This window comes from Pseudomonas sp. GW821-FHT04D07, assembly GCF_059420225.1.
Genome location: NZ_JBWKTH010000002.1, coordinates 1 through 21,158 on the forward strand (window position 1 = coordinate 1; position 21,158 = coordinate 21,158).

At 61.6% G+C, this 21,158-nt stretch carries 22 protein-coding genes and 1 riboswitch; of the genes, 13 read left to right on the top strand and 9 right to left on the bottom strand.

Annotation, left to right across the window (positions count from 1 at the left end; all coding sequences use genetic code 11):
* Nucleotides 1-107 (bottom strand): thiamine pyrophosphate-binding protein (locus tag AC07T0_RS03525; RefSeq protein WP_495000285.1); only part of this gene is annotated, 107 nt, incomplete at its 3' end.
* Between the two features lie 272 nt (nucleotides 108-379).
* Here AC07T0_RS03525 and AC07T0_RS03530 point away from each other — a divergent pair.
* The 5 genes from AC07T0_RS03530 to AC07T0_RS03550 all read left to right on the top strand — a co-directional run bounded on the left by AC07T0_RS03530 (nucleotide 380) and on the right by AC07T0_RS03550 (nucleotide 5,436).
* Nucleotides 380-1,375, top strand: a complete 996-nt coding sequence (locus AC07T0_RS03530; protein WP_494999882.1) for an ArsR/SmtB family transcription factor — start codon at nucleotides 380-382, stop codon at nucleotides 1,373-1,375.
* 18 nt (nucleotides 1,376-1,393) lie between these two features.
* Nucleotides 1,394-2,584, top strand: a complete 1,191-nt coding sequence (gene metK, locus AC07T0_RS03535; RefSeq protein ID WP_248795169.1) for a methionine adenosyltransferase — start codon at nucleotides 1,394-1,396, stop codon at nucleotides 2,582-2,584.
* Between the two features lie 188 nt (nucleotides 2,585-2,772).
* The gene (locus tag AC07T0_RS03540; RefSeq protein ID WP_494999883.1) at nucleotides 2,773-3,171 is read left to right on the top strand and encodes a DUF1090 family protein; all 399 of its coding nucleotides are present in this window, start codon (nucleotides 2,773-2,775) and stop codon (nucleotides 3,169-3,171) included.
* 97 nt (nucleotides 3,172-3,268) lie between these two features.
* Nucleotides 3,269-4,939: an NAD-dependent DNA ligase LigB gene (ligB, locus tag AC07T0_RS03545; protein ID WP_494999884.1), complete on the top strand. Its 1,671-nt coding sequence runs from the start codon at nucleotides 3,269-3,271 to the stop codon at nucleotides 4,937-4,939.
* Between the two features lie 101 nt (nucleotides 4,940-5,040).
* Nucleotides 5,041-5,436, top strand: coding sequence for a DUF1090 domain-containing protein (locus AC07T0_RS03550; RefSeq protein ID WP_494999885.1), 396 nt, complete (start codon nucleotides 5,041-5,043; stop codon nucleotides 5,434-5,436).
* A gap of 178 nt (nucleotides 5,437-5,614) precedes the next feature.
* Here AC07T0_RS03550 and AC07T0_RS03555 read toward each other — a convergent pair whose 3' ends face one another.
* Nucleotides 5,615-6,064 (bottom strand): c-type cytochrome, encoded by a 450-nt coding sequence (locus AC07T0_RS03555; protein ID WP_494999886.1) that lies wholly within the window; start codon nucleotides 6,062-6,064, stop codon nucleotides 5,615-5,617.
* Nucleotides 6,065-6,210: 146 nt separating this feature from the next.
* Here AC07T0_RS03555 and mltA point away from each other — a divergent pair, with 146 nt between their 5' ends.
* Complete coding sequence (gene mltA, locus AC07T0_RS03560) at nucleotides 6,211-7,362, top strand: murein transglycosylase A (protein ID WP_494999887.1); 1,152 nt, start codon at nucleotides 6,211-6,213, stop codon at nucleotides 7,360-7,362.
* A gap of 26 nt (nucleotides 7,363-7,388) precedes the next feature.
* On the opposite strand, the gene AC07T0_RS03565 is transcribed toward mltA, so the two are convergent.
* The gene (locus AC07T0_RS03565; protein WP_494999888.1) at nucleotides 7,389-7,775 is read right to left on the bottom strand and encodes an MAPEG family protein; all 387 of its coding nucleotides are present in this window, start codon (nucleotides 7,773-7,775) and stop codon (nucleotides 7,389-7,391) included.
* 230 nt (nucleotides 7,776-8,005) lie between these two features.
* Here AC07T0_RS03565 and AC07T0_RS03570 point away from each other — a divergent pair, with 230 nt between their 5' ends.
* Nucleotides 8,006-9,175 carry an MFS transporter gene (locus tag AC07T0_RS03570; protein ID WP_494999889.1) on the top strand — a complete coding sequence of 390 codons (1,170 nt, stop codon included), beginning with the start codon at nucleotides 8,006-8,008 and terminating at the stop codon, nucleotides 9,173-9,175.
* Here the strand turns inward: AC07T0_RS03570 and AC07T0_RS03575 are convergent.
* The 3 genes from AC07T0_RS03575 to AC07T0_RS03585 form a co-directional block, all read right to left on the bottom strand.
* Nucleotides 9,172-9,396: a helix-turn-helix domain-containing protein gene (locus AC07T0_RS03575; protein WP_494999890.1), complete on the bottom strand. Its 225-nt coding sequence runs from the start codon at nucleotides 9,394-9,396 to the stop codon at nucleotides 9,172-9,174. The two genes, AC07T0_RS03570 and AC07T0_RS03575, sit on opposite strands and share 4 nt — an antisense overlap.
* A 13-nt stretch (nucleotides 9,397-9,409) precedes the next feature.
* A complete protein-coding gene (locus tag AC07T0_RS03580) occupies nucleotides 9,410-9,958 on the bottom strand; it encodes a DUF2975 domain-containing protein (protein WP_494999891.1) in 549 nt (182 codons plus the stop codon).
* A gap of 128 nt (nucleotides 9,959-10,086) precedes the next feature.
* The gene (locus AC07T0_RS03585) at nucleotides 10,087-10,494 is read right to left on the bottom strand and encodes an acyl-CoA thioesterase (RefSeq protein ID WP_494999892.1); all 408 of its coding nucleotides are present in this window, start codon (nucleotides 10,492-10,494) and stop codon (nucleotides 10,087-10,089) included.
* A 198-nt stretch (nucleotides 10,495-10,692) separates the two neighbouring features.
* Nucleotides 10,693-10,799, top strand: a riboswitch (S-adenosyl-L-homocysteine riboswitch).
* 21 nt (nucleotides 10,800-10,820) lie between these two features.
* Between AC07T0_RS03585 and AC07T0_RS03590 the strand changes: the two genes are divergently transcribed.
* From AC07T0_RS03590 to rhlE2, 4 genes are all read left to right on the top strand, one after another.
* Nucleotides 10,821-12,230 (top strand): adenosylhomocysteinase, encoded by a 1,410-nt coding sequence (locus tag AC07T0_RS03590; RefSeq protein WP_494999893.1) that lies wholly within the window; start codon nucleotides 10,821-10,823, stop codon nucleotides 12,228-12,230.
* Between the two features lie 133 nt (nucleotides 12,231-12,363).
* On the top strand, nucleotides 12,364-13,209 hold the full coding sequence (gene metF / locus AC07T0_RS03595) for a methylenetetrahydrofolate reductase [NAD(P)H] (RefSeq protein ID WP_494999894.1): 846 nt from the start codon (nucleotides 12,364-12,366) through the stop codon (nucleotides 13,207-13,209).
* A gap of 112 nt (nucleotides 13,210-13,321) precedes the next feature.
* The gene (locus AC07T0_RS03600) at nucleotides 13,322-14,077 is read left to right on the top strand and encodes a substrate-binding periplasmic protein (RefSeq protein WP_494999895.1); all 756 of its coding nucleotides are present in this window, start codon (nucleotides 13,322-13,324) and stop codon (nucleotides 14,075-14,077) included.
* 374 nt (nucleotides 14,078-14,451) lie between these two features.
* Nucleotides 14,452-16,332: an RNA helicase RhlE2 gene (rhlE2, locus tag AC07T0_RS03605; RefSeq protein WP_494999896.1), complete on the top strand. Its 1,881-nt coding sequence runs from the start codon at nucleotides 14,452-14,454 to the stop codon at nucleotides 16,330-16,332.
* A 197-nt stretch (nucleotides 16,333-16,529) separates the two neighbouring features.
* Here the strand turns inward: rhlE2 and AC07T0_RS03610 are convergent, their stop codons facing one another.
* On the bottom strand, nucleotides 16,530-17,126 hold the full coding sequence (locus tag AC07T0_RS03610; RefSeq protein WP_494999897.1) for a YceI family protein: 597 nt from the start codon (nucleotides 17,124-17,126) through the stop codon (nucleotides 16,530-16,532).
* 31 nt (nucleotides 17,127-17,157) lie between these two features.
* On the bottom strand, nucleotides 17,158-17,709 hold the full coding sequence (locus tag AC07T0_RS03615) for a cytochrome b (protein ID WP_494999898.1): 552 nt from the start codon (nucleotides 17,707-17,709) through the stop codon (nucleotides 17,158-17,160).
* Nucleotides 17,710-17,993: 284 nt separating this feature from the next.
* Here AC07T0_RS03615 and AC07T0_RS03620 point away from each other — a divergent pair, with 284 nt between their 5' ends.
* Together AC07T0_RS03620 and AC07T0_RS03625 are read left to right on the top strand one after the other, a co-directional pair.
* Nucleotides 17,994-19,400 carry an adenosylmethionine--8-amino-7-oxononanoate transaminase gene (locus AC07T0_RS03620; RefSeq protein ID WP_494999899.1) on the top strand — a complete coding sequence of 469 codons (1,407 nt, stop codon included), beginning with the start codon at nucleotides 17,994-17,996 and terminating at the stop codon, nucleotides 19,398-19,400.
* Nucleotides 19,401-19,578: 178 nt separating this feature from the next.
* The gene (locus AC07T0_RS03625) at nucleotides 19,579-20,298 is read left to right on the top strand and encodes a 16S rRNA (uracil(1498)-N(3))-methyltransferase (RefSeq protein ID WP_494999900.1); all 720 of its coding nucleotides are present in this window, start codon (nucleotides 19,579-19,581) and stop codon (nucleotides 20,296-20,298) included.
* Nucleotides 20,299-20,443: 145 nt separating this feature from the next.
* Here the strand turns inward: AC07T0_RS03625 and trhA are convergent, their stop codons facing one another.
* Nucleotides 20,444-21,061 (bottom strand): PAQR family membrane homeostasis protein TrhA, encoded by a 618-nt coding sequence (gene trhA / locus AC07T0_RS03630; protein ID WP_494999901.1) that lies wholly within the window; start codon nucleotides 21,059-21,061, stop codon nucleotides 20,444-20,446.
* Between the last annotated feature and the right edge of the window lie 97 nt (nucleotides 21,062-21,158).

The following is a 21,158-nucleotide window of genomic DNA, read 5'->3' on the forward strand; positions in this document are numbered from 1 at the left end:
ATATCCGCCATACCCATGGGGGCACCGGGATGGCCGCTGTTGGCTTTTTGCACGGCATCCATGCTGAGGGCACGAATAGCGTTGGCACGCTCACGACGGCTGGGCATCGCTGATCTCCTGAGGATATTGAATTGAAAGTGAATAAAACGAAACGGAAAAAAGGCGAGCATTTTCCCTCAGGGACCGCCAAGGGGCAATGACAGATAGTCACTGCGGGGCGTTTTTCCTGCGGATAGTTGCGCATTCCTCGGGTGAAACCTTTCCGCTGTCGATCTGTATAGACCAGCGCACGCCTGAAAGTGCCACCTATCGACCAATATCAAAACTTTTTGATATTGGTCTTGCTAGGCGGGCGAGGGGTCACTAGACTGCTGGCCTTATGAATTTACGCGTGCCCACGATTCGTCATGACGCCAGCGACGACCTGTCCGCCTTGTGCAAGGCCGGCGGCGATCCGTTGCGCCTGAACGTCTTGCGGGCCCTGGCCAACGATTCGTTCGGCGTGCTGGAACTGGCGCAGATCTTCGGCATCGGCCAATCCGGCATGAGTCATCACCTGAAAGTGCTGGCCCAGGCCGACCTGGTGGCTACCCGCCGTGAAGGCAACGCGATCTTCTACCGCCGCGCCCTGCCCCACACCGAGCGCCTGGGCGGCAAGCTGCACGCGGCGCTGCTGGAGGAAGTCGACGAGCTCGACCTGCCGGGCGACGTGCAAGCCCGTATTGGCCTGGTGCACGGCCAGCGCGCCGCCGCCAGCCAGGACTTTTTCTCACGGGTGGCGGAGAAATTCCGCGCCCAGCAGGACTTGATCGCCGGCCTGCCGCAGTACCGCGAAAGCGTTCTCGCGCTGCTCGACAAGCTAAGCTTCGGCCCCCAGGCCACGGCCCTGGAAGTCGGCCCCGGTGACGGCGCCTTCCTGCCGGAACTGGCACGGCGCTTCCAGCAGGTCAGCGCGCTGGACAACAGCCCGGCCATGCTCGAACTGGCCCGTCAGTTGTGTGAGCGTGAAGCGCTGGCCAATGTCAGCCTGCATCTGGCCGATGCCTTGCAAGATGTCAGGTTGCAGGCCGACTGCGTGGTGCTGAACATGGTCCTGCACCATTTCGCCGCGCCGGCCGAGGCCCTCAAGCAGATGGCCGGCCTGCTGCAACCTGGCGGTAGTTTGTTAGTGACAGAATTGTGTAGCCACAACCAGAGTTGGGCCAGGGAGGCCTGCGGTGATCTCTGGTTGGGGTTCGAACAGGACGATCTGGCCCGTTGGGCCATCGCTGCGGGGCTCGTGCCCGAGGACAGCCTCTATGTAGGCTTACGTAATGGTTTCCAGATTCAGGTTCGCCATTTTCAGCGACCGGCTGGCACCACTCACCATCGGTAACTCAGGAAAACCATCGATATGAGCGAATATTCCGTTTTCACCTCCGAGTCCGTGTCCGAAGGGCATCCGGACAAAATCGCCGACCAGATCTCCGATGCGGTGCTGGACGCCATCATCGCTGAAGACAAGTTCGCCCGTGTCGCGTGCGAAACCCTGGTGAAAACCGGTGTGGCGATCATCGCTGGCGAAGTGACCACTTCGGCCTGGGTCGACCTCGAAGACATCGTCCGTAACGTGATCCTCGACATCGGCTACAACAGCTCCGACGTCGGCTTCGACGGCGCCACCTGCGGCGTGATGAACATCATCGGCAAGCAGTCCGTGGACATCGCCCAGGGCGTTGACCGCAGCAAGCCGGAAGACCAGGGCGCCGGCGACCAGGGCCTGATGTTCGGCTACGCCAGCAACGAAACCGCGGAGCTGATGCCGGCCCCGATCGCCTTCTCCCACCAACTGGTTCAGCGCCAGGCCGAAGCCCGTAAATCCGGCCTGCTGCCTTGGCTGCGCCCGGACGCCAAGTCGCAAGTGACTTGCCGTTACGAAGGCGGCAAGGTGGTCGGCATCGACGCCATCGTGCTGTCGACCCAGCACAACCCGGAAGTGTCCTACAAAGACCTGCGCGAAGGCGTGATGGAGCTGATCGTCAAGCACGTGCTGCCTGCCGAGCTGCTGACCAAGGACACCCAGTTCCACATCAACCCGACCGGCAACTTCATCATCGGTGGCCCAGTGGGCGACTGCGGCCTGACCGGTCGCAAGATCATCGTCGACAGCTACGGCGGCATGGCCCGTCACGGCGGTGGCGCGTTCTCCGGCAAGGATCCATCCAAGGTTGACCGTTCCGCCGCCTACGCTGGTCGTTACGTGGCCAAGAACATCGTCGCCGCCGGCCTGGCCGACCGTTGCGAAATCCAGGTGTCGTACGCCATCGGCGTCGCTCAGCCGACCTCGATCTCGTTGAACACCTTCGGCACCGGCAAGATCAGTGATGACAAGATCATCAAGCTGGTTCGCGAAATCTTCGACCTGCGCCCATACGCCATCACCACCATGCTCGACCTGCTGCACCCGATGTACCAGGAAACCGCGGCCTACGGCCACTTCGGTCGCACCCCGGAGCAGAAGACGGTCGGCGACGACACCTTCACCACCTTCACCTGGGAAAAGACCGACCGCGTAGACGCGCTGCGAGCGGCTGCCGGCCTGTAATATAGCCTGTATCACAAAAGCCCCCCATGGCTGGCCATGGGGGGCTTTTTCATGCCCATCGAAACTTGCACAGCGGGGCATGCCTGCCTAAAATCCCGCCCCCTCTCGGACCCTTTTCCCACTTGGATATTGCACGGCGCCAGTTCGAGACTTCCTTTCGCGCCGTCAATCGAACATTGAGGTTTGTCATGCGTCTTTCCACACTCGCCCCTGCCGCCATCCTGCTCGGCCTGGTCTCCCTGTCCACCCAGGCCGCCGACCTGAGCACCCTGGCCGGTGGCCTGACCTCGCAACTGGGCGGCACCGCCGCAGCGCCAGCGGCCGGCACCACCGCCGGCTCGGGCCCCTGCAACAAGCAGATCCAGGACCTGCAGGCGAAGATCGATAGCGCCAAGGCCAAGGGCGACGACCTGAAGGTCAGCGGCCTGCAAATGGCCATGGACCAGGCTTCCAAGGGCTGCACCAAGCTCAATGGCCAGGCGGCCGCTGCGCCACAACCGGCCGCGGCTACCCCCGCTGCCACCCAGGACCCCAAGGCCCAGGCCGCGGATGCTGGCATGAAGGCACTGGGCGGCCTGCTCAAGTAAGCCGACACACGCAGTAAAAAAGCCCCGCCTGCCGCGGGGCTTTTTTATGCGCGGCGTGATCTAGGCTTGGGTTTTAGTTCGAGCAAGGATGCTCAGGATGCCTCTCTTCAGTGCTTTTCTGCTGTTCGTTTTCTGCCTCGGCGCCCATGCCCAGGCTTGCCCCGACTGGCAGGCGGAACGCGCCCGAAGTGAAATCGGCGCTCTGCAGGAACAATTGGCCGAATGGGACCACAGCTACCATCGTCTGGGCCTCTCCCCCGTGGCCGATGAACTCTACGATCAATCCCGACAGCGGCTTGAACAGTGGCGCGGCTGTTTCCGACTGCCATCAGGCAAGCCCGAGACACCGGCGGGCGCGAGCGGTCCCGCTCGCCATCCGAGCGCCCATACCGGCCTCGACAAACTGCCCGATGCCGAGGCCGTCCAGGCCTGGATGCAAGGCCGCGAAGACCTGTGGATTCAGCCCAAGGTCGATGGCGTGGCGGTGACCCTGATTTATCGCCAAGGCCGACTGCATCAGGCCATCAGCCGCGGCAACGGCCTGAGCGGGCAGGACTGGACCGCCTCGGCGCGCAAGATCCTGGCGATCCCCGGCCGCTTGCCGGTGGCCCGCGACCTGGTGCTGCAAGGCGAATTGTACTGGCGGCTGCCGAACCATGTACAAGCTCACCAAGGCAGCCTGAACGCCCGGGGTACCGTGGCTGGGCTGATGGCCCGGCACCAGCTTGGCCGGGTGGAGGCGGCCGGTATCGGCCTGTTCGTCTGGGACTGGCCGGAGGGGCCGGCGACACAGGAGGAACGGCTGGACGGATTGCAGGCCTTGGGTTTCCCGGACAGCAAGACCTACAGCCAGCCCGTCGCTGACTTCGGCGAGGCGCAGCACTGGCGCAATCACTGGTACCGCCAGCCGTTGCCCTTCGCCAGCGACGGCATCGTCCTGCGCCAGAGCCGACGCCCCACCGCAAAAGCCTGGCAGGCCCAGCCACCCTACTGGAGCGTGGCCTGGAAATATCCCCACGCCCAGGCCTTGGCCCATGTGCGCAAGGTCAATTTCAACGTCGGGCGTACCGGGCGCATTACCCCGCTGCTGGAACTGACACCCGTGCAACTTGATGACCGACAGATCAGGCGGGTCAGTCTCGGCTCGCTACAACGTTGGCAGGCCCTGGATATCCGCCCCGGCGACCAGGTCGCGATCAGCCTCGCCGGCCTGACCATCCCGCGCCTGGACAGCGTGGTCTGGCGCAGCCGCGAACGTGAGCCGCTGTCCGCCCCCGACCCAGGGCACTTCCACCCCCTGAGTTGCTGGGAATATGGCCCGGGTTGCGAAAGCCAGTTTCTTGCTCGCTTGCGCTGGCTAAGCGGCAAGCAGGGGCTGGATCTGCCTCACCTCGGTGGTGGCACCTGGGAAAAACTACTGGCCAGCGGACGGGTCACGCGACTGCTCGATTGGTTGACCCTGGAAGGGGAAGAGCTTGCTACCATTACCGGCTTCGGCCCGCGCAGCCGTGCGCGATGGCTGGAGACCATCCAGTTGGCCCGGCAACGGCCTTTCGAGCGTTGGCTCAAGGCGCTGGGGCTGCCCCCCAGCGCAACGGCGCCCCTGGACCCGCCCTGGGCGGTATTGGCAGGCCGTACGCCTCAGGCATGGCAGGCGATACCCGGCGTCGGAGCCGAGCGGGCGGTGCAACTGAGCGCATTTTTCCGCGACCAGGAAGTACAGGCCCTGGCCGAATCATTACGTAATGCCGGTATCGCGGGATTTTGAGGAAATAATCCCTGTCCACTTCAGATCATTCATACAGACAGTCTTGCTATCTATTTATCAGAGTGACCTTTTTTCAATCATTGTTTCCGTTCGGAGTGTTTATGCGATTTTTCCCGCCGCTGGCGATTGTCACCTTGTGCAGCATCCTCGCCGCCCCTCTGCTGGCCGCCGAAGAACCCAGCGAACTGACCGGTTGCGCGGCGAAGCGCCAGGCCATCAGCAGCCAACTCGATAGCGCCAAGGCCCAGGGCAACGGCGAACAGCAGGCGGGCCTGGAAAAAGCGCTGGATGAAGTAACCACCCATTGCACCGATGCCTCGCTGAAAAGAGAACGGGAAAACAAGGTGCTCGACGCCAAGCACGAAGTCAGCCGCCGTCAGGCCGACCTCGACAAAGCGATGAAAAAGGGCGATCCGGACAGGATCAACAAGCGCAAGGAAAAGCTTGCCGAGTCGCGCAAGGACTTGCAGAGCGCGCTGGATGAGCTGGACAAGTAGACCAACGGAATTGATAACCTGTAGGCGCTGGCTTGCCGGCGATCAGGCCTTGAGCCTTGCGCTGCCCATAGGGACGCCATCGCCAGCAAGCCGGCTCCTGCATGACCGCGTTATCCGTCGCGATGCCCAGGTTCATGGGGATTCCGCAGGCTCCGTTGCCCTTTATCGTCCGTCAGTCTCAATGATCACGAAATTCCTTATGGCAAGCATCGCAAGCATCCTCGACCTTCTCGACCGCCGGCTTCAGGGTACTGGCCTTATAGGGCTGGACCTGACTGGCCAGCCGCAGTTCGCCGGTCGCCGCCTCCAGCGAGTGCGCCAGCTCCTGGAAATGCGCCTGCTTCTGCCAAACCGTATCCCGGGCGCTGGTATGCTCCGTTTCCTTGACTTGCGGGAAGTGCTTCCACGGCTCGCGAGACAGGTTGTCGAGCTGGTTCGCACCTTCGACGAAACGCGGCCCGTCAAAGGGAATACGGCCACGCAGCATGCCGCCCAGGTCTTCACTGGTCTTGAGCATCTGCTTGAAAATGGTCTTGCGCTGGCCCAGCGGAGAATTCGGGTCGACGCCGCCGCACGCGCTGAGGGTCAGGCAGGCCAGCAATACAACAGAAAGTCTTTTAAGAGTCATGATGGCTTCAGGTCACGGGAAACGGCGGCCAGTATCCTCGCCTGATTGGCAAAGACCAAGCGCCTGCCCCCTTCTTAACCACACTAAATCAGTGGAATTGCTGAACAAAGTCTGAACAGGCAATCACCCAAGGAATTCACCGCTGTATGAACACCACTTTCAAACGACTGGCCACAAGCCTTTGCGTCCTCGCCCTGCTCGCCGGCTGCAAGCCCAAGCAACCCCCTGCGCCCCTGCCGCCAGTGACCACCTACCTGAAGGCGGACTGGCAGGCGCTACCAACGGTGTCCGACGCGGACCTGCAAGCGGGTTTCACCTCGTGGCGCAGTGCCTGCGCCCGACTCAAGGCCGACGCCAACTGGGGGCCGACCTGTCTGGCGGCCGCCAATGTGGCCAATACCCCGGCGGCCATCCGCGATTTTCTCCAGCAGAACCTTGAGGTCTACGGCCTGCGCTCGGCGCAGAACAGTGCCGACGGCCTGATCACCGGCTACTACGAGCCCGTCTACCCCGGCAGCCTGAACCAGACCGCCAGGGCCACGGTACCGGTCTATGGCGTACCGGACGACCTGATCGTGGTGCAACTCGACAGCCTCTACCCCGAACTCAAGGGCAAGCGCCTGCGCGGGCGTCTGGAAGGTCGCGTGGTGAAACCCTATGACGATGCGGCACTGATCGCTACCCAGGGCGTCAAGGCCCCGGTGCTGGCCTGGCTGACCGACCCGATGGACCTGCAATTCCTGCAGATCCAGGGCTCGGGGCGGATTCGCCTGGATAACGGCCAGCAATTGCGGATCGGTTACGCCGACCAGAACGGCTACCCCTACCGCGCCATCGGACGCTGGCTGGTGGAACAGGGCGAGTTGAAGAAGGAAGAGGTCACCATGGGCGCCATCAGCGCCTGGGCCAAGGCTCATCCGACGCGCATCCCGCAATTGCTCGGCAGCAACCCCAGCTATGTGTTCTTCGCCCGCAACCCGGACAGCAACGAAGGACCGCGCGGTTCGCTGAACGTACCGTTGACCGCCGGCTATAGCGTGGCGGTGGACCGCAAGGTGATTCCGCTGGGCAGCTTGCTCTGGCTGTCGACCACCAAGCCGGACGGCAGCGCCCTGGTCCGCCCGGTGGCGGCCCAGGATACCGGCGGCGCGATTGCCGGCGAGGTGCGGGCAGACCTGTTCTGGGGCACCGGCGAGGCGGCGGGGCAGTTGGCTGGGGACATGAAGCAGAAAGGCAATATCTGGATGCTGTGGCCCAAGGGCATGGCGTTGCCCACGGCTCCAGACACAGGCAGCTGATCACTGCCTGATCGGGAGGCCGAGCCTTAGATCGAGACGAAAAAGAACGTCGCGATCAAGGCCATGCCGATAAACCACACCAGCGAACGCAGCATCGCCCAGTCCGCCAGGTAGCAGATGATGTAGAGCAGGCGGCTGGTGATGAACAGCACCGCCAGCACATTGATGGTCACCAGTGACGCCGTGCCGGCGATATGAGCAATGATCACCGCAGCGGCAAAGGCCGGGGTGACCTCGAAGCTGTTCAGTTGCGCCGAGTGGGCCCGCTTGGCGAAACCTTCAAGGCCGTCGAGAAAGGCCCGCGGATCATGGTTCTGTTGCGGGCCGAACTTGCCGCCACTGAACTTGGCGATGCCAATACACAGGTAAGGCAGGCAAAACGCAATAAATACACACCAGAAAGCAGCGGTCATAACCAGAGTCCTTGCAGAGTGCCAAACGGCGTCGCCGACAACACTAGCGCATAACCAGACAATCCACAGAAACCGATTCGCCAACGCGGCGCCGCTGTTTATACTGAGCGCACCACGCCGCACTTCACGCGCATAGACCTATTCCAATAAATTCCGCTTCTGCCCGATCGCTCGCGATCGGGACGGTGGCATGCGTACACCCGGCCCCGCTGCCCTGAGAGATCACCCGCATGCCACTCGCCTTGCTTGCCCTCGCCGTTGCCGCTTTTGGCATCGGCACCACTGAATTCGTCATCATGGGTCTGCTGCCCAATGTCGCCCGCGACCTCCATGTCAGTATTCCCAACGCCGGCCTGCTGATCACCGGCTATGCCCTGGGCGTGGTCTTCGGCGCGCCAATCCTGGCCATCGGCACCGCGAACATGCCGCGCAAGGCCACGCTGCTGGGCATGACCCTGATGTTCATTCTCGGCAATATGCTCTGCGCCCTGGCGCCGAATTACGCCACCCTGATGGCCGCGCGAGTGGTCACCGCGTTGTGCCATGGCGCCTTCTTCGGCATCGGTTCGGTGGTGGCCGCCAGTTTGGTCGCCCCCAATAAACGGGCCCAGGCGATTGCAATGATGTTCACCGGCCTGACCCTGGCCAATGTGCTCGGCGTTCCGCTGGGCACCGCCCTGGGGCAATACGCGGGCTGGCGCTCGACCTTCTGGGCGGTGTCGCTGATCGGGATGGTCGCAGCCATCGCGCAGTGGGCCTGGCTGCCGAAACAGATCCCCATGGACAAGGCCAACCTGGCCAGCGAGTTCCGCGTCCTGGGCAAGAGCAATGTGCTGCTGGCCCTGGGCATGAGCGTGCTGTCCTCCATCAGCCTGTTCAGCGTCTTTACCTATATCGCACCGATCCTGCAGGACGTCACCGGCGTCAGCCCCCACGGCGTGACCCTTATGCTGCTGTTGTTCGGCGTCGGCCTGACGGCCGGCAGCATGCTCGGCGGACGCCTGGCCGACAGCCACTTGCTGCCCGCACTGGTGGGCATGACCCTGGCGGTGGTGCTGGTGCTCGCGGCATTCAGCCAGACCAGCCGCTCGCTGATCCCGGCGGCGATCACCCTGGTGCTGTGGGGGATCTTTGCCTTTGCCCTGTGCCCTATCCTGCAACTGCTGATCATCGACCAGGCCCATGAAGCGCCGAACCTGGGCTCGACCCTGAACCAAAGCGCCTTCAACCTGGGCAACGCCGGCGGTGCCTGGATCGGCGGCTTGGTGGTAGGCAGCGGCATCGACCTGGCGGACCTGCCATGGACCGGGGCGTTGAGCGGCTGCGTCACGCTGCTGGCGGCGCTGCTCTTTATCTTCCTGCAGCGGCGCAATCAGCAGTTGGCCAACACTCCGGCTTAAGCGTCAGCGTTCTTCACCACAGGTCGGTATTTCAGCAGATCGCCGGGCTGGCAATTGAGCGCCTCACAAATGGCCTCAAGGGTCGCCAGGCGAAAGCCCTTGACCTTGCCCTGCTTCAACAACGAAAGGTTCTGTTCGGTGATACCAATTTGCGCCGCCAAGTCCTTGGACTTGACCTTGCGCATGGCCAGCATCACATCCAGCGTTATTTCAATCGGCATCGACACGTCCTGGCTAGATGAATTGTTGATTTTCACGGGCCATCTGGCAGGCGTTGCCCATGATCCGGGCCACCAGCATGACCGCGGCGGCGAGAAACAAGGCCACTAGCTGAGCGGGACTGAAACCGAGGCTCAGCAGACGTTCTCCCGGTGGCAGCAGCAGGGTGATCCACACGCTCATCAGCGGATACAGCAACACACTGCAAAGCACCCAAAGGCCGACACTCTTGCCTACCGTGCCCAGCAGATCAGCCGTTTCCCGGGAAAAATATTCACCTTGCGCATAGGTCTGGAACAAAGCACGCAGCGCTCCCAGCCCGCGCGTCAGGACCAGCAATGGGATGCTGCTGAGCAGCATGCCGCCACCCACCTGCCACCAGGGCATGTCAGCAATCTCAACTTCCAGTTCCCTGGCCAGGGACGTCAGGTTGAAGTCCAGCCCGTGCTCGACAAGCACCGGAAACAGCCAGCAAGCCAGGTTCAACAGCAACATGCTCACCAGCAAAACCAGGGTGGCATTGGCCAACCAACGACTGTGCCTGATCAAACGATCATCTTTCATTGAATACTCCTGTCAGTTCTTTGGCCGGATGACCCGGCAAAGAAACTAACAGGGGTTAAAATTATCGCAAAACGATAATTTATTACAAAATAACAACAACAAATAGCCTTATGCCACAACCCAACCGATCACTTCTGGGCCGCCTCGTCTTCCTTGAACTGATCCTTCACGTAGCGGATCTCGGTCCGCCCGTGGGGCGCCGGCAGGCCATCTTCGCCGAGGTTGACGAAGACCATCTTTTCCACGGTCAGGATGCTTTTGCGGGTGATCTTGTTGCGCACTTCACAGGTCAGGGTGATGGAGGTACGGCCGAACTCGGTGGCGGTGATGCCCAACTCGATGATGTCGCCCTGGCGCGAGGCGCTGACAAAGTTGATTTCGGAGATGTACTTGGTCACCACGCGCTGGTTGCCCAACTGGACGATGGCATAGATCGCCGCCTCCTCGTCGATCCAGCGCAGCAGGCTGCCGCCGAACAGCGTGCCGTTGGGATTGAGGTCTTCGGGTTTGACCCATTTGCGGGTGTGGAAATTCATGCTCACTCCTGACCGTCTTGCCGATTGATGGCAATCATCATGGCAGACCGAGCGGTCAAGCTCCACGCAGGCTCGACTATAGTCGCCATCAACAATCTTCATACAGCCGACAGAAACCCTTGGGAAGTCCGTTCCGGGCAGCTATAATCCCCACCGTTTCAAAACGGTCATCTTCCCTTGATACCGTTTTCCCGCCACCTGTCCGAGGGGCGCTGCAGCAGGTTCGACCTGTCAGGCTCGGATGGGGCGTTGTTCGCTCAGGGCTCCCTGCACGGACACTAAACGCACAACGGCGCCCATTCGCATACTACGAATGGAGGCTCTTCATGAGCGCTGTCAACACGCCTGCAGATTTCAACGACTACAAAGTCGCCGACATGTCCCTGGCTGCCTGGGGTCGTCGTGAAACCATCATCGCCGAATCGGAAATGCCGGCCCTGATGGGTCTGCGCCGCAAGTACGCCGGTGAGCTGCCGCTCAAAGGCGCCAAGATTATCGGCTGCATCCACATGACCATCCAGACCGCCGTGCTGATCGAGACCCTGGTTGTCCTGGGTGCCGAAGTGCGCTGGTCGTCCTGCAACATCTTCTCGACTCAGGACCAGGCCGCTGCCGCCATCGCCGCCGCCGGTATCCCGGTTTTTGCCTGGAAAGGCGAAACCGAGCAAGAGTACGAGTGGTGCATCGAGCAGACCATCCTGAAAGACGGTCAGCCTTGGGACGCCAACATGATCCTCGACGACGGCGGCGACCTGACCGAGATCATCCACAAGAAATACCCGGCCATGCTGGAAAAAATCCACGGCGTGACCGAAGAAACCACCACTGGCGTGCACCGCCTGCTGGACATGCTGGCCAAGGGCGAGCTGAAAATCCCGGCCATCAACGTCAACGACTCGGTGACCAAGAGCAAGAACGACAACAAGTACGGCTGCCGTCACAGCCTGAACGATGCCATCAAGCGCGGCACCGACCACCTGCTGTCCGGCAAGCAAGCGCTGGTGATCGGCTACGGTGACGTGGGCAAGGGCTCGGCCCAGTCCCTGCGTCAGGAAGGCATGATCGTCAAGGTCTCCGAAGTCGACCCGATCTGCGCCATGCAAGCCTGCATGGACGGTTTCGAAGTGGTCTCGCCGTTCATCAACGGCCTGAACGACGGCAGCGCCGCCAGCATCGACACCGCCCTGCTGGGCAAGATCGACCTGATCGTGACCACCACCGGCAACGTCAATGTCTGCGATGCGAACATGCTCAAGGCCCTGAAGAAGCGCGCCGTGGTCTGCAACATCGGTCACTTCGACAACGAAATCGACACCGCTTTCATGCGCAAGAACTGGGCATGGGAAGAAGTGAAGCCACAGGTGCACAAGATCCACCGCACCGGCCATGGTGATTTCGACCCACAGAATGATGACTACCTGATCCTGCTGGCCGAAGGCCGCCTGGTGAACCTGGGCAACGCCACCGGTCACCCAAGCCGCATCATGGACGGCTCGTTCGCCAACCAGGTACTGGCACAGATCTTCCTGTTCGGCCAGAAGTACGCCAACCTGTCCGTCGCCCAGAAAGCCGAGCGCCTGACCGTGGAAGTGCTGCCGAAGAAACTCGACGAAGAAGTGGCCCTGGAAATGGTTCGCGGCTTCGGCGGCGTGGTCACCCAACTGACCAAGACCCAGGCCGACTACATCGGCGTGGCTGTCGAAGGTCCGTTCAAGCCGCACGCCTATCGCTACTGATACGCCTGGCTCCTTGTAGGAGCGAGCTTGCTCGCGATAGCGGTGTCACTGACACTGCGCATCACGTTCATCGCGAGCAAGCTTGCTCCTACCAGAGCCAGCGTCCGGCTTTCGTGTTTCCAAGGATCCGACCATGTCCCAAGATCGTCGCTACAGCTTCGAGTTCTTCCCGACCAAGACCGATGCTGGGCAGGAAAAACTGCTCGCCACTGCTCGTCAGCTGGCCAGCTACAACCCCGACTTTTTCTCCTGCACCTACGGTGCCGGTGGCTCGACCCGCGACCGCACGATCAATACCGTGCTGCAGCTCGAGAGCGAAGTAAAGATTCCCGCCGCACCGCATCTGTCCTGCGTCGGCGACAGCAAAGCCGACCTGCGCGGCCTGCTGGAGCAATACAAGGGCGCCGGCATCCAGCGCATCGTCGCCCTGCGCGGTGACCTGCCTTCCGGCATGGGCATGGCCAGCGGCGAGTTGCTGCACGCCAATGACCTGGTGGCCTTCATTCGTGAAGAGACCGGCAGCCACTTCCATATCGAAGTCGCCGCCTACCCGGAGATGCACCCGCAAGCGCGCAACTTCGAAGACGATCTGCGGAACTTCGTGCGCAAGGCCAACGCCGGCGCCGACAGTGCGATCACCCAGTATTTCTTCAACGCCGACAGCTACTTCTATTTCGTCGAGCGCGTACGGGCAATGGGCGTGAATATCCCCATCGTGCCGGGCATCATGCCGATCACCAACTACAGCAAGCTGGCGCGTTTCTCCGACGCCTGCGGTGCGGAAATCCCACGCTGGATCCGCAAGCAACTGGAAGCCTACGGCGACGACGTCAAGAGCATCCAGGCCTTCGGCGAGCAAGTGATCAGCCAGATGTGCGACCGCCTGCTGGAAGGTGGCGCGCCAGGGCTGCACTTCTACACCCTGAACCAGGCGGAACCGAGCCTGGCGATCTGGAACAACCTGAAGCTGCCTCGCTGAAAATCGCAAGCCCCCGGAAACCCGGGGGCTGCAACCCTGCCCCCGATGCAAAACCTGTAGAGAAAACGCTCCAGAGCTTCTATTCAGCGCTCTAGCGTCGTACTCTCCAGCCATGTCCGTCATTGCCCAACTTCTGACAGCCGTGCTTTTCGCTAGCCTGAGCTTCGCCGCTCAAGGTGAAAAGCTGCGTATTGTCACTGAACCCTGGGCGCCCTACGTTTACGAAGAAAACGGCCACGCCAAAGGGCTCGATTACGAAACCACGGCCATTGTCTTCCAGCGCCTGGGCGTCGAGGTGGAGTGGCAGTTCCTGCCCTGGAAACGCTGCCTGATGCTGCTCGATCAGGGCCAGGCCGATGGCGCCCTGGACATCTTCCACAATCACGAGCGCGACAACAGCCTGCTCTACCCCAGCGAACCCTTGTCGGCAGTGGAGTTCGTGCTGTTCTACGCCAAGGCCCGCCCACACCCCTTCACCACCCTCGGCGACCTCAAGGGTCTGACCATCGGCACTTCGCCCGGTTATCTGTACAGCTCGGTATTCAAGGACACGACGGGGCTCAAGCGCGAAGACGGTCCCAGCCACGAAGCCAACTTCGGCAAACTGCTGCTGGGTCGCATCGACCTGCTGATCACCGACCGCCGGGTCGGCCGGCGCCTGCTGAAACAGCTTCAGTTGCAAGAGCAGGTCGACCAGTACCCGATGGTGATTGCTCGGGAAAGCCAGTACCTGGCGGTCCGCCGCAACGCCGGGATGGACCTGTTGATCCAGCGTTTCGGCACCGAACTGCGGCGTTTCAAACGTGAGCCGGCCTATGCCGAGCTGGCTGCCCGCTATACCGACAAGGCCAATACCGCGCAGCCTTGATGCGCACGCGGCCCCTACAAAAGAAGCGCGTATTGGCGCCACGGTAACGAAAGCGCAAACCGTTGAGCAGCAGGAAAGCGGCGCACGGCGTCAGCTCTGTTATACTCCGGCGTTCCCGCCAGGCTCACGCCCGGACGCTCGACCTTGCATCAGGTATTCCGACACTGCGACCAGCGCCGCCCAACGGCCCGCGCGAGCGGTGCGTAGAGCCTCAAGGCCCAGCAGGACCGGACGGGATGTGCCCACCAGGGGTCTGCAAGAAAACTCGCCGGGCCGCAAGACAGGCGGCCAGCTTTCCTCTTACAGAACCTGAAACGCCATTCGCGCCAGGCAAGATTCCCATCGGGCCAAGCCCTAACTGAACAGGATTACTCATGTCCTTTGCTTCCCTCGGTCTCTCCGAGGCTTTGGTCGCTGCCATCGAGGCAGCCGGCTACACCGAGCCTACTCCGGTGCAACAGCGGGCCATTCCCGCCGTGTTGCAAGGTCGCGACCTGATGGTCGCGGCACAGACAGGTACGGGTAAAACCGGAGGCTTCGCCCTTCCGATTCTGGAACGGTTGTTTCCCAACGGTCACCCGGACAAATCCCAGCGTCACGGCCCGCGCCAACCGCGTGTGCTGGTCCTGACCCCGACCCGTGAACTGGCTGCCCAGGTCCACGAGAGCTTCAAGGTCTACGCGCGCGACCTGAAATTCGTCAGCGCCTGCATCTTCGGCGGCGTCGGCATGAACCCACAGGTTCAGGCCATGTCCCGGGGCGTCGACGTCCTGGTTGCCTGCCCGGGTCGTTTGCTCGACCTGTGTGGCCAGGGCAGTGTCGATCTGTCCCACGTGGAAATCCTCGTGCTGGACGAAGCCGACCGCATGCTCGACATGGGCTTTGTCCATGACGTGAAGAAGGTCCTCGCGCGCCTGCCGTCCAAGCGGCAGAACCTGCTGTTCTCGGCGACCTTCTCCAAGGACATCACCGACCTCGCCGGCAAGCTGCTGCACAACCCGGAACGCATCGAAGTCACGCCACCGAACACCACGGTCGAGCGTATCGAACAGCGTGTGTTCCGCCTGGCCGCCAGCCACAAGCGCTCGCTGCTGGCGCACCTGATCACCGCCGGCGCCTGGGAACAGGTCCTGGTGTTCACCCGCACCAAGCACGGCGCCAACCGTCTGGCCGAGTACCTGGACAAGCACGGTCTGAGCGCCGTCGCCATCCACGGCAACAAGAGCCAGAACGCCCGCACCAAAGCCCTGGCCGATTTCAAGGCCGGTGAAGTGCGCATCCTGGTGGCCACCGATATCGCCGCTCGCGGCCTGGATATCGACCAGTTGCCGCACGTGGTGAACTTCGAACTGCCGAACGTCGATGAAGACTACGTGCACCGTATCGGCCGTACTGGCCGGGCCGGTCGTTCGGGCGAAGCCATTTCCCTGGTCGCGCCGGACGAAGAGAAACTGCTCAAAAGCATCGAGCGCATGACCAAGCAGAAAATCGCCGACGGCGACCTGATGGGTTTTGATTCCAGCGCCGTGGAAGCCGAGAAGCCGGAAGTGCGCGAGCGTCCGGATGTGCGTAACCCACGCAACAACCCACGCGGTCCGAAGGGCGATGGCCCGAACGGCAGTGGGGGTGGCGGCGGTCGCAAGGATAAAGGCAAGGACAAGGGCGGCAAGGAAAAGGCCGCGACCAACGGTCGTGGTGAGCGTCCAGCGCGTGAGCAGAAGCCCCGTGAAGGGACGCCGGCACGTGAGCAGCGTCAGCCAAGCCAGCCGCCGCGCGCGGCGGCGGATCGGGCTCCGGATGAGTTCCTGGATGACGATGTGGATAACTTTGGCAACCGCGTTGATTACGTGCCTCAGGCCAAGCCGGCTCAAGGTCGTGGTCGTCGTCCGGGGGCTCCGGCACAAGGCGGCGCTGCAGGTGCGGGCGCTCCGCGTACTGGGCAGCCGCAGGGTCGTCAGAATGGTCCGCGTAGCAGTAACGGTGCGACTACCGGTACTCCTCCGGCCAAGCGCAGCGGTCCGCGCAATGGCGCTCCCCGTGATGGGCAAGCCCGTCGTGAAGAGTCGCGTAATCGTCGTCCAAGCCGTGACGATCAGCCACGGGAAGAACCCGCGGTGCAGAACCCTCGTGGGCCGGCACCGAAGATCATTCATAAAGAGTCGAAGAGCGATCGCTTCCCGACACCTGAGCAGTTGGATCAACTGCCAGGCCGTCCACGGGGCGAGAAGCCGGCGTTGTTGACTCGCAATCGCTGAGTCGGCAGTGCAATAAAAACGCCCCCGGTTCGTGAGAGCCGGGGGCGTTTTTTTTATTGGGTGTCGCGGGGGACGTCGTGTTGAATCTTGACTTGTGACTACGGACAACGCGGTCACTTTGGGAGCCGGTTTGCGGGCGATTCGATGGTGCATTCACCACCGCTATCGCCAGCAAGCTGGCTCCTACAGTCTCAGCATTACTTCGCTTTCACACCCTCAAAGGTGATGTACAACTCAACAGCATCAGACGCCGGACCCAAATCCATCATCTTGCCAAAGTCCGAACGCTTGATATGCGCTACACCTTCGAAACCAGCACGGTAGCCGCCCCATGGATCCTTGCCTTCACCCAGGAACGTAGCCTTGACCACGATCGACTTGGTCACGCCGTGCAGGGTCAGGTCGCCAGTCACGTCAGCCGTGTCTTTACCATCAGCATTCTTGCCAGTGGACTTGACGCCGGTGGAAACAAACTTGGCCTCGGCAATATTGGCAACGTCCAGGAAGTCCTTGCTGGAGATGTGCTTGTCACGCTCAGCATTGTTGGTGAACACGCTGGCGGTACGCACGTTGACTTCGATCTTGCTGTCTTCAGGCTTGGCCGCATCGAAGCTGAACTTGCCGTCCAGGTCCTTGAAGGTACCCATGATGAAGCTGTAGCCCAGGTGGCTGATCTTGAAATTGACGAAGGCGTGCTGGCCTTGCTTGTCGATCACATAATCCGCAGCCATCGCCTGACCGGCAACAAACAGGGCAGAACCGATTGCCAGAGCGGCGAGAGTCTTTTTCAACATACTTCTATTCCTTTCAAGTCGAGGTTGAACATCAGGCTTTGCGACCCAGCATGCGGGTCAGCGTCGCATCACGGTCGATAAAGTGGTGTTTCAGAGCAGCCAGACCATGGAGAACCGCAAAGATCACCACCGTCCAGGCCAGGAACGAATGCACGCTGCCCGCCACATCCGCCTGATCGGGGATACTGGAAATCAAGGCAGGCACATCGAACAGGTTGAACACCGGAATCCCGACACCTTCGGCGGTGGAAATCAGGTAGCCGGAAAACATCAGGGCAAACAGACTGAGATAGAGGAATGCATGACCGAACTTGGCGCCCAGGCGGGTCAGCCGACCATGATTGGCCGGTGACGGCGGCGGCGGACTGATAAAACGCCAGATCAGCCGCAGCACCATGACCGCGAACAGGGTCAGGCCGATGCTTTTATGCAGCTCCGGAGCCGCCTTGCGCCACTCGCTGTAGTAGTCGAGCCCGACCATCCACAAGCCCAGCGCAAAAAGACCGAACACCACCAGGGCAACACCCCAGTGCAGGAAGATACTGACAGCACCGTAGCGAGAAGATGAGTTGCGTAGCTGCATTGCCGGAATCCTGTAAGTGATGCGCCCAAGACTAATGGTTTACCTATCGAATTAAAGCGGAAAATTTTGCTTTGAAATATCGAAAAATACGATCATCAGTCTGAAACGAACGGGTTAAGAAAATATTAAGGTCGATCGCTACGGTGAACACCCGGGCGCGACCTTTTATTCGCCTCCACAGCGAGGCGACTGCGCGGCCATGGGTTGTCCTGCGGCCGCGCATTGCATAGGCTTGCGCGATTGTGTGTCCGCCTGCGTCGCGGACTGCCTGCCGGAGAGTGGAAATGAGCCTGAATAACCAGTGGATGCAACGCGACCTCGCGGTGGTCTGGCATCCCTGCACCCAGATGAAAGATCACGAGCAACTGCCGATGATCCCCATCAAGCGCGGCGAAGGCGTCTGGCTGGAGGACTTCGACGGCAAGCGCTACCTCGACGCGGTCAGTTCCTGGTGGGTCAATGTGTTTGGTCACTGCAACCCGCGTATCGGCCAGCGCATCAAGGACCAGGTCGACCAGCTCGAACACGTGATTCTCGCCGGGTTCAGCCATCAGCCGGTGATCGAATTGTCCGAACGCCTGGTGAAGCTGACGCCGGAGGGCCTGACCCGCTGTTTCTATGCCGACAACGGTTCGTCGTGCATCGAAGTCGCGCTGAAGATGAGTTTTCATTACTGGCTCAACCGCGGCCTGCCGGACAAGAAGCGTTATGTCACCCTGACCAACAGCTATCACGGCGAAACCGTGGCGGCGATGTCGGTCGGCGATGTGCCGCTGTTCACCGAGACCTACAAGGCCCTGCTGCTGGACACCATCAAGGTACCCAGCCCGGATTGCTACCTGCGCCCACAAGGCATGAGCTGGGAAGAACATTCACGCAATATGTTCCTGGTCATGGAACAGACCCTGGCGGAGAACCACGCCAGCGTCGCCGCGGTGATCGTCGAACCGCTGATCCAGGGTGCCGGCGGCATGCGCATGTACCATCCGGTCTACCTCAAGCTGCTGCGCGAGGCCTGCGACCGCTATGGCGTGCATCTGATCCACGATGAAATCGCCGTGGGCTTCGGCCGTACCGGCACGATGTTCGCCTGCGAACAGGCCGGTATCCGTCCGGACTTCCTGTGCCTGTCCAAGGCCCTGACCGGCGGTTACCTGCCACTGGCGGTGTGCCTGACCACCGAAGACGTCTACAGTGCCTTCTACGACGACTATCCGACCCTGCGGGCGTTCCTCCACTCCCACAGCTACACCGGCAATCCATTGGCCTGTGCGGCAGCCCTGGCGACCCTGGATATCTTCGAGCAGGACAACGTCATCGAGAACAACAAGGCCTTGGCCCAGCGGATGGCCAGTTCAACCGCCCACCTGGTGGACCATCCGCATGTCGCTGAAGTCCGCCAGACCGGCATGACCCTGGCGATTGAAATGGTTCAGGACAAGGCAAGCAAGACCGCCTATCCGTGGCAGGAGCGCCGTGGCCTGAAGGTTTTCCAGCACGCCCTGGAGCGCGGCGCGTTGCTCCGGCCGCTGGGCAGCGTGGTGTATTTCCTGCCACCGTATGTCATTACGCCAGAGCAGATCGATTTCCTGGCTGAAGTGGCCAGCGAAGGGATCGATATCGCCACCCGCAGCGGTATCAGCGTGGCGGTGCCGGCCAATTTTCATCCGGATTTCCGTGATCCGGGCTAGGATATTGCGGCGCCTGTAATGCCGCCTTCGCGGGCAAGCTCCGCTCCCACAGGTTTTGTATCGAGCACAACATTCAGACTCGACTCAAATACTGTGGGAGAGGAACTTGGCGGATCGCCGCACCGCCGCGAAGAGGCCCTCCCAAGCAACACATCATTCCGATATTCAGAGATTCACCATGCGACTGTCCCGCTTCTTTATCGACGCCACGCTGAGTCTCGGCGAACACGAACTACCCGAGACCCAGGCTCACTACATCGGCCGTGTGCTGCGCATGGCCGAGGGTGACGCGCTGCAAGTGTTCGACGGTTCGGGCACGGAATTCCTCGGCAGCTTGCTGGAGGTCGGCAAGAAGCGCGTGCGCGTGCAATTGACCGAAAGCTTTTCCGGGCAGACCGAATCCCCCCTGCGCATCCACCTTGGCCAGGGCCTGTCCCGGGGCGAGCGGATGGACTGGGCGATCCAGAAGGCCACCGAGCTGGGCGTGAACGAAATCACCCCCATCGTCAGCGAGCGCTGCGAAGTCCGCCTCAAGGACGAGCGCGCCGACAAGCGCCTGGCCCACTGGCGGCAGATCGCGATCAGCGCCTGCGAGCAGTGCGGCCGCTCAACGCTGCCGGTGATTCATCCACCGCTGTTGCTGGCCGAGTGGGTGAAACAGACCGAAGCCGAGCTCAAGCTGGTACTGCACCCGGTGGCCGAACCGCTGACCAGTCACCCCAAGCCGGGGACACTGGCGTTCCTGATCGGCCCGGAGGGTGGGTTGTCGGACAGCGAAGTGGCCCAGGCCGCACAAGCTGGCTATCTGCCGGCGCGCCTTGGCCCACGGGTACTGCGTACCGAAACCGCACCCGTGGTGGCCTTGGCCGTGGCCCAGCAACTATGGGGCGACTTCTGACACTACACATTTTCTGAAACACCGCAAAACCTGTAGGAGCCAGCTTGCTGGCGATGAGGCCAGTGAGTCTTGCAGCGCCTGATCGGCCGCCATCGCCAGCAAGCTGGCGCCTACAAGGGTCCGCGTTAGCCGTTGGAGCGTGGCCTCAGATCACGTACCAGGAAATCGCCACGAAGTGCAGCACGCTGCCGGCAATCACGAACAGATGCCAGATCCCATGGGCGTGCCGCAACCGATAATCCAGCGCGAAAAAGATAATCCCCAGGGTATACAACGCCCCACCAGCCGCCAGCCAGACAAACCCTGCCGTACCCAGCGCCGCGAGCAGCGGCTTGACCGCCACCAACACGATCCAGCCCATCACCGCGTAGATCACGATGGACAGGATCCGCGCTTCGGAACGCGGCTTGATCTCCTGCAACATGCCGATCACCGCCAAGCCCCAGACGACCCCGAACAACGTCCAGCCCCAGGGCCCGCGTAGTGTCACCAGACAGAACGGCGTATAGCTGCCGGCAATCAACAGGTAGATCGACAGGTGATCGACCTTCTGCATGATCACCTTGGCCCGCCCGCGCACGCTGTGATAAACCGTCGACGCGCTGTACAGCAGCAACAGGGTCACGCCATAGATCGCCACGCTGACAATCTTCCAGGGGCTGCCGTCGAGGCTTGCCACCACCAGCAACCAGATCGCCCCGATACACGCCAACACGGCCCCTACCAAATGGGTCCAGGCGTTGAGTCGTTCCCCGTGATACATCTGCCACCTACCTCGCTTGGTCGATACAACTGCGCCCAAGGCTCAGGCCTTGCGGGCAAAAGCACAAGGGTCTTTGCGTGGCACCGTCAGGAAGACT